Origin of the sequence: Candidatus Frankia alpina (assembly GCF_902806485.1) — a bacterium.
Lineage (GTDB): Bacteria > Actinomycetota > Actinomycetes > Frankiales > Frankiaceae > Frankia > Frankia alpina.
This window is the reverse complement of the sequence record NZ_CADCWT010000269.1, coordinates 1-5849: the sequence shown is the minus strand read 5'-3', so window position 1 is coordinate 5849 and position 5849 is coordinate 1. Positions and strand designations below refer to the sequence as shown.

Annotated in this window: 4 protein-coding genes and 2 pseudogenes; all 6 read right to left on the bottom strand. The window is 68.7% G+C overall.

Annotated elements, in window-relative coordinates:
• Nucleotides 1-43 precede the first annotated feature (43 nt).
• Nucleotides 44-211: a hypothetical protein gene (locus G6R25_RS20510; protein WP_163554237.1), complete on the bottom strand. Its 168-nt coding sequence runs from the start codon at nt 209-211 to the stop codon at nt 44-46.
• A 13-nt stretch (nt 212-224) separates the two neighbouring features.
• Complete coding sequence (locus G6R25_RS20505; RefSeq protein WP_163554236.1) at nt 225-1313, bottom strand: SCO2521 family protein; 1089 nt, start codon at nt 1311-1313, stop codon at nt 225-227.
• A gap of 13 nt (nt 1314-1326) precedes the next feature.
• Nucleotides 1327-2325 carry an SCO2522 family protein gene (locus G6R25_RS20500; protein ID WP_163554235.1) on the bottom strand — a complete coding sequence of 333 codons (999 nt, stop codon included), beginning with the start codon at nt 2323-2325 and terminating at the stop codon, nt 1327-1329.
• Entirely contained in the window at nt 2322-3242 is a 921-nt protein-coding gene (locus G6R25_RS20495) for an SCO2523 family variant P-loop protein (protein ID WP_163554234.1), read from the bottom strand. Before G6R25_RS20495 ends, G6R25_RS20500 begins: the two co-directional genes overlap by 4 nt.
• Nucleotides 3239-5069, bottom strand: a pseudogene (locus G6R25_RS20490) (SCO2524 family protein). The gene G6R25_RS20495 and the pseudogene G6R25_RS20490 overlap by 4 nt, the downstream one beginning before the upstream one ends.
• A gap of 38 nt (nt 5070-5107) precedes the next feature.
• Nucleotides 5108-5849: pseudogene (locus G6R25_RS25495) on the bottom strand (hypothetical protein); the annotation flags it as partial.

The following is a 5849-nucleotide window of genomic DNA, read 5'->3' as shown; positions in this document are numbered from 1 at the left end:
ACATTGATGTCACGCAAAGCGACAAAACGTTACCGGAAAAGGCTCACTGCACCATGAGGACGACGGCACCGACGAAGGCGGAGAACAGCAGCCCCCATTCCTTCTGCTGTCCCGTCAGATTGGCGATCACCCAGGTGAGACCGCCGGTGAGGACGCTGACCGTTGACTTTCGAAGTACCTCGGACGTTGTACCGGAGTGTGGGTCGTTCACGGTTCCCCCGAACCTAGCGGGCTCCGTCGCCGAGACCGGCGAGGAGCGAGAGGGCCAGCTGATCGCGGATCCATCCGACCAGGCTTTCCCACTGGCGGGAGAAGCCGGCCCGCTGCTCGAGACCCGCCCACACCGGCAGCAGCTCTTCGCCGACCCTCGCGGCTGGCATCCACACATGCAGCAAATGATCTATTACCGGCTTCAGTTGCGACGACAACCGCCCCCCTCCGCCCGCCCGGACGCGGCTGCCCGCGACAACATGCTGGACCGTAGTGAGAAGCCAATCGTGGAGAGCGAGATCTTCGCATAGTCCGACGACGCTAACAAGGCCCAGCCCGGAGCCATGAATACGCAGTGTGCGTAGGGTTTCGTCCGCGACGACGAAATCGACACGACAGACGTGACCCGGCGCAGGCGAGGGACCGAAAGTGGTGCCGGAATCCTCGGATCCCGAATCACGGAACGACTCGCCGGCTGCGGTATGGCGGCAGGGAAGGAGAACGAATCTGAACCGCGTCCGCCGTGCCCGAAAAGGTGGCTTTTGGTCAAGAATCGGGCTTTCCTGCACCTGGTCGAGCAACCGCCCGCAGACCGCCCCCAGGTCGAGGACGGCCCCGGGGCCGTCGCCGGTCGCGGTCAGCAGGAAACCATCGGCCAAATCATCGGCGGGCAGTCGGCCGACCACCTCGATCGCCCCGGGGTGGACGAGATGGTGGGCCCAGGGTCGGTGGCCCTCGACCGCCGGCCCTCGGCCGCCCAGAACGATCCGGGCATGCGTGCTGGCCTGCACCAGCCGACCGCTGGTCAACGAGGCTCGGCTCAGCACCGTGCCCAGGCCGTCGCAGCGGGTTCCGGAGGCACTGGGGACGGGGCAGTGCACCCCGAGGGTCAGGCCGGGGGAGACGGCGTGCGGCACGGGTCGCACCGAGACCCGCACCTGGGACCCGGGGCGCAGCGCCACAACCGCCGTGGCCTCCGGCTCCGTAAGTGCCCGGGAGTTGGCGAGCAGGCCGGTGCGCACCTCCCCCACGAGGACATCCGACCTACCGCCGGCGGACGTGGCATCCCCCGCCTCGGCGCATCCGCCGCCCTCGGCCCCCATCTTTCCCGCCCTCTCATCCGCCGAGGAAGACATGGCCGACCCGGTCGGGTAGCTCGGCCGGAAGCGGCACCTTCTCCCGGCCGGCCCGGCGCAGGGTCTGTTCGGCCACGGTCGGGTCGACGGCGACCTGACCGAGGGTCATCCGGACCGCGTGCTCGACGGGGAGGAAGCGGCCGTCGAGCACGGACAGGGTGCGATACGCAGCGAACGGCGCCCCGCGCCCCGGTAACCGGGCGATCGTCGGAAACTGCGTCCAGGTGGTCGGCAGGTCGTCCGGGTCGATGTCGACCGGAGTCACCGCGGGCTGACCGAGGACGCGTAGCTGGCCGAGCCGCAGGAGCTGCCACACGGTGGCGAGGAACGGGCACGACCACAGCCGGCCGGACGCCTGCTCCCGCCAGATCTCCACGTCGAGGAAAATGGAATGCCGGTGCGCTCGGTTCTCCACCGGCGGCTGCCAGGCCACGGCTGCCCGCATTGCCTGCCGGGCCCCGTCGGCCGGGGATCGGACGCCGTTGCACAGCCAACCGTTCTCGTGCGGGGGCGGGCGGCTGCCGTTGAAACCCGCCGCCGGGTCGGCCACGATCAGGCTTTCGACCAGGTCGGCGAGGGACTCGGCCGGTTGGAGCCCGGCCAGCGCACCGACGCCGCCCAGGGGCGCCGCGCAACCCGATTCACGCGCGATGTAGTCGATGGTCAGGCCCGCGGACCGGGCGGCCGCGATCAACCGGGGCACCACGACGTCGGGCCCGATCGGCGCGGCGGCGTAGTCGTCCACGAGAACACAGGTGCTGGCCCGCAGCCGGGACCGCGGAACGCGGGCGAGGTCCGCCAGCTGGTCCGGGCCCGTCCACGACGCGATCCGCCCGAAGTAGGCGGCCAGATCGACACTGCCGTCGACCAGTTCCTCCATGTACAGGTGGCCGAGTTCGACCGACAGGTGGGACAGAGGTATCTCCACCGTCCGATCGGTGGCGCTCGTCTCCCCGAAGACGACGTCGACGCCGGTCACAGCCCTTCCCAGGCATCGTCGTTCAGGACGTCATCGGCGAGGGCGTCGAGTGCCGCGCTGGTCTCCTTGTTCGCGATCCGCAGCGTCCAGACGTCGCTGTCGAGGATGAGCTGTTCACGCCACTGCAGGACGGGATCCAGCGGGACCGAGCCGAGCAGGACGCTACGCCCGACCCCCCGCCGCGCGGCGAGCTTCTGCAGCTCCGCGTCGGTCTCCTGCAACCACGCGGCCTGGGTGGGCAGCAGGCTGGCGAACTGGGGCGATTCAGGAGCGGGAACGGCGGTACGGACGAACCGGACCGAGTCGTCCAGCCGGTCGTGATTGTGCCCCTTGGCCGCGGCGGTGGCCACGATGCCGTGCTCGCCGTAGGCGAGGCCGGCCGCCGCGATGATGTGCTGCCGAGTCCACCGGTGGAACACCAGCCAGCGGGTGGTCACCGCCCGTAGGGCGGGCCGGGCGGTGACCTCGAGGGCGAGCTGCAGCGCGTAGGACCGCCCGGCGCTGAGATCGACGATGACGAGCTCGAACTCCTCCGCCAGGCGGCGCAGGAGCCGCTGGCACCGATCGATCATCTCGTCGTCGATCGGGAACTCCCCGCCTCCCTCTTCCCCGGGCAGCAGGACCAGCCGTCCTGCCCCCGCCGGCCGGGGTTGCAGCTCGGCCCGTTCGATATGCCGCCACAGATCGAGCTCGGCCGGTGCGGCGACGGAGCCCTCAAGGTAGCTGTGCAGGCCGCAGCCGCCGGCGATGCCACGGGCGACCGAGTCCACATGGAAGATCGCGCCCGCGGTCGGCGAACCAAAGTCGAAATCGAGGTAGCAGACATCTTTGTGCTGCAACGCGCAGCGCAGCGCGACGTTGCAGCTTGTCACCGACCGACCGGTGCCGCCCTTGTCGGAGGTGGCGAAAAGGATCATTCCGGATCGCCCTGCCGGGACCGGCGGGCCGCGGCGAGCGCGTCGAGCGCCCCCAGCACCTCGAGCATGATCGCGAGCGCCGTCCCGGGCCTGCTGTCGATGACGGTGCGGGCCCGTTCGAGGCGCCGGCCCAGATGTTCGAGCTGCTTGCGCATGGGGATCGCGTCCGTCGCGCCGCGCAGCAGTTCCCGGCTGTAGAGATGATTGGCTTCGATGGCGAGGTCCTGGGCCGTGCCCATCAGGCGGTCGTTGCGCAGCGGATCTTTGTCGATCATGTTCGCCGCGACCACGAGGCACTCCATCACCCGCTCGGTGAGGTACCAGGAGGGTTCCGGGTCGTTCCATTTGAACTGCGCGAAGGCGGCGCTCGCGTCGTCCCAGAGCCCGATCGCGGGGCCGCCGGTCAGCCGACGCTGATGGAGATGGTCCCAGATCTCGTCCGACAGGCCCAGCAGCCTGTCCCGCAGTGCCGTTCCGTTCGCGAGCGAGGCGACGCGGATGGTCCGTTTCAGCAGTGCGGTGGCGAAGTCGGCCACTGGCCAGACGACGTCGGGGCCGAGCTCTCCGGAGGGAAGGTCCTCGGCGCCGTAGAGATTAAGCCGCACCCCCGGGACATGCATCTCGACCGCCGGGTCGTCCTCGAGCGCCCGCCTCGTCACGCAGCCCCGCACCGACAGCTCCTCCAGGACCTGGGCGACCCGGGCCAGGTCGAGATCGACAGCCCCGCGCTGGACGAGCGCCTCGACGGTGACGGAGGTGACGAGCAGGCTGTAGTAGTCCGACTCGCGCCCATCGGTGGTCCGCCAGGGGATGTCCTCCAGCGGCCAGCGCTCCCCGAAGCTGGCCAGGGTGGACCAGTACTGCTGGGTCAGGTCCCAGCGGATCTGCAAGTTTCGCATGAACCCCTGCTGCTCCTCGTTCAGCAGGTCCAGGACGCGGGTCCGGGCGGAGAACATCGAGGGCGACGACCGTGAAGTAGAGGAACGGCCGCCGGACGGCGACGCCGACCGGCTGGTCCAGCGGCTCCTCGGTGGGCACCAGCGGAGCATCCTTGACGACACCCCACGACCAGCCGCATTCGAACAGGTGCTCCTCGTTTTCGAGTTCCTCGGCGCCCCCGGAGCCGACGGTGACTTCGGTGAGCCCGGCGCGGACCTCGGCGAGCGCCTCGTGCAGCTCGGCGACGATCTTCTTCGGCGGCAGGCCGCGTTGGTTGACCGTTTGGCACAGCGCGAGGCCCGGGGGCGAATCCGGCGCGAACGAGTGCACCGTGAAGCTGCGCAGCAGGCCGATCATCGCCGCCGTGAGCCGACGGCTGGCCATCTCCTGCAGCGCGTCGATCTGGGCCTGTACCGCCGGGCGCCGCACGACCCGCTCGAACACCTTGAGAAAGCCCAGCGTGGCCAACGAAAGGGTGATGGACATCGAGAAGGAGTCGACGATGTCGAGCCGCTGCTGCTCCGGGGTGAGCAGCTCACCTTCCACCCTCGGCTCCAGGTAGCTGCCACCCCCGAAGACCGGCGTGTTGGGCTCGGCCGTGTACCGCTGCATGTAGTCGTGAATCGCCGCGATCAGCCGGCGCGGAATCTCCGCCGCGCCTCCGAGCCCGGCGAGCGCCTCACTCAGGTCCCGGGCCGTCTCGTCCGGCCGGTCGAGTTTGAAGGCGGCGACCTGGGAGGCCGGGTACATCAGGCAGAGCAACTGCTCGGCGTCGCTCGTCGAGTTCGGCTCGACCCGCCCCTTGGGGGTCCACACCCCGTCACGGTAAGAGTAGTCAACCGTCGCCCGCCACAGGTCAATGAGCGACTGTCGAGGCTGGATCTGCACGTTTCACCCCCGGATTCAGCGAGACCACCGGCCCCGGCTCATGCGGCACCTACCCGGCCACAGACGACGATCATCCCCTCGTAGCCGTCTCGCAGGGCGTCGCCGTCGATACCGATCCGCTTCAGGTGCAGCTCGGCGGCCACCGGCTCAAGAATCGACCGGATGCCGTCCTCCCCGACCGAGACCGCCGGAAAACGGATGTCGCCGACATCGTAGCCGGCCGAGCGCTCCATGAATGCCGCAGCAAACGGGGCACCCGCGCGCAGTGCCCCGATGAACCGCAGCACCGCGGCCTTGAACTCCTCCGGACACGCCGAGATGGACTCGGCGACGAAGAACATGCTACCTTTTCCGATACCTGGTGGGAATGTGGAATCTGTCATTCCGGCTTTCCTCGCGGCACCGGGCGTCATCGGGATAACTCCTGTCCGGCATGCCTCGGGGAGCGTCATTGGGGTCTCGCCGAGCCTTGGCCGCCAGTCACCTAGAGTGATCGGTGGCCAAGGCTCGACTGTTACAGCCTCTGTTGCGTTTCCCGGGACGTCTCGGTCATCGGTGCTGGACGTGTGCCCTGCTGGCTTGGCGAATGTGACTGTGACATGGTCCGTTGCGCCTGCAATCTGATCACTCTCCGTGAGCATCGTAAGAGTGTCGTCGGCCCGTTCGGCGTCACTGTCGGTGTCGGTATCATCGTCGAACAGGTGGCCCCATCCGGGTACCCAGAAGCTATTCCGAAACCGCCAGGTTGATCCTTTCGAAACTCGGGTGACGGTCAGCGAA

Bases quoted from the DNA above. Each gene is read 5' to 3' on its own strand.
- G6R25_RS20495 (WP_163554234.1), bottom strand. From the start codon at position 3,242: ATGATCCTTTTCGCCACCTCCGACAAGGGCGGCACCGGTCGGTCGGTG.
- G6R25_RS20505 (WP_163554236.1), bottom strand. From the start codon at position 1,313: ATGGGGGCCGAGGGCGGCGGATGCGCCGAGGCGGGGGATGCCACGTCC.